General features: G+C 37.2%; 1 protein-coding gene and 1 pseudogene (1 of these 2 only partly in view). Both read left to right on the forward strand.

What is annotated here, in order from left to right:
- Positions 1–25 precede the first annotated feature (25 nt).
- Complete coding sequence (locus tag Q2B33_RS19610) at positions 26–970, forward strand: SIS domain-containing protein (RefSeq protein WP_300914192.1); 945 nt, start codon at positions 26–28, stop codon at positions 968–970.
- Between the two features lie 22 nt (positions 971–992).
- Positions 993–1,458 (forward strand): annotated as a pseudogene (locus tag Q2B33_RS19615) (lipopolysaccharide biosynthesis protein) (it continues 959 nt past the right edge of the window).

Raw genomic sequence — 1,458 nt, forward strand, 5'->3', positions numbered from 1 at the left:
GCTCCGCCATGATAGAATCCCTGTATTGATTGATCCGAGAGGATACTTTGGTAAAACAGAATTCTATGGTGATGTAGCCTATGATTGGGTAAAGCTTTATTATAGTCTTTTCAGCAATTATGATCAGTTCAATCTGAAACGGTTCAGCCTCGACATTGGTGAGAAAGATGTCAAACTTGAAATATCATCCAATGGTTGGGAAAGCCTGGAAGACTACTTCTTTGAACTGCTGGACGGCGATGTAACCCGTCTACAGATGAAAATTTTGTTGGCGATTATTTGGTTCAGCCTAACCACATATGCATGGGAAGATTATGATTCCATTTGTGGTGCTTTCTATAATGGCCTTTATTATCTTGAAGAAGCTCTTGAGATGGAGAGTGCTTATAGCTATTTCGACAAGACTATGATGCAACTTGAGGATGCGCTTAAAGGAGTGTCTATGGCTGATATGGATCGTCTGATTACGGAGTGCGAGGCTACGCTTAAGTCTGGTCATAAAATTATCGCTTCCGGCTTAGGTAAGAATGTACCTATATGTGAAAAGTTTGAAGGAACGATGCTCTCTGCTGGAATGGACGCACAGTTTCTTCACACAAATTCAGCAGTCCATGGTGATATGGGTATGGTGAAGCCAGGAGACCTTGTAATCATGCTTACAAAGTCCGGAAGTACAGCTGAATCGGTGTACCTGTTTAATTTACTTAAGAAACGAGAAGGCGTGAACCTTTGGCTTCTAAGTTGCAATGAACATGGCACATTGGCGCAGACAATGGAAAAGAAACTAATTGTTCCTCTTGAACACGAGGGTGATCCTTGGAATATTATGCCAAACAATTCGACAACACTCTACTTAATCATTCTTCAGCAAATCGCAATGCAATTGATAAAGAGGATGGATATTACATTAGAGATGTTTAAGCCGAATCATCCGGGTGGAGCGATAGGAGCAAAGCTTGTTAATAGTTAGTATATAGTAAGATGATTATGATATGAATAAGATTAAAAAGTTATTAAATAAATATAATGCTTTTTCGTTACCTTTAAAGGCGACATTATGGTTCACGATTTGTAATTTTTTGCAACGTGGGATAGGCATGATAACTACCCCTATTTTTACAAGGTTAATGCCTACAGAGGAATATGGATTATTTAGTACCTATATTTCTTGGGAAAGCGTTTTATTTATGCTGGTTTCTTTATGTTTATATAAAGGAATTATGAATTTATATGTTAAGTATGAAGATAAAGAATATGTTTTGTCATCAATTTGCGGACTAGAAATATTGATTTCTGTTTTTTGGCTGATTGTCTGCTTAGTCTTTAGACATCAAATTTCAATATTATCAGGGCTCCCTGTTTCGCTTGTTATATGTTTGTTTGTGAGTTTTGTATCGCAGGCAGGATTTCAATGTTGGTCCTTATATAAACGATATACCTATGATTATCGGATTTTAA

The organism is uncultured Acetatifactor sp. (genome assembly GCF_948601915.1).
In the GTDB taxonomy this organism is placed as follows: Bacteria; Bacillota; Clostridia; order Lachnospirales; family Lachnospiraceae; genus Acetatifactor.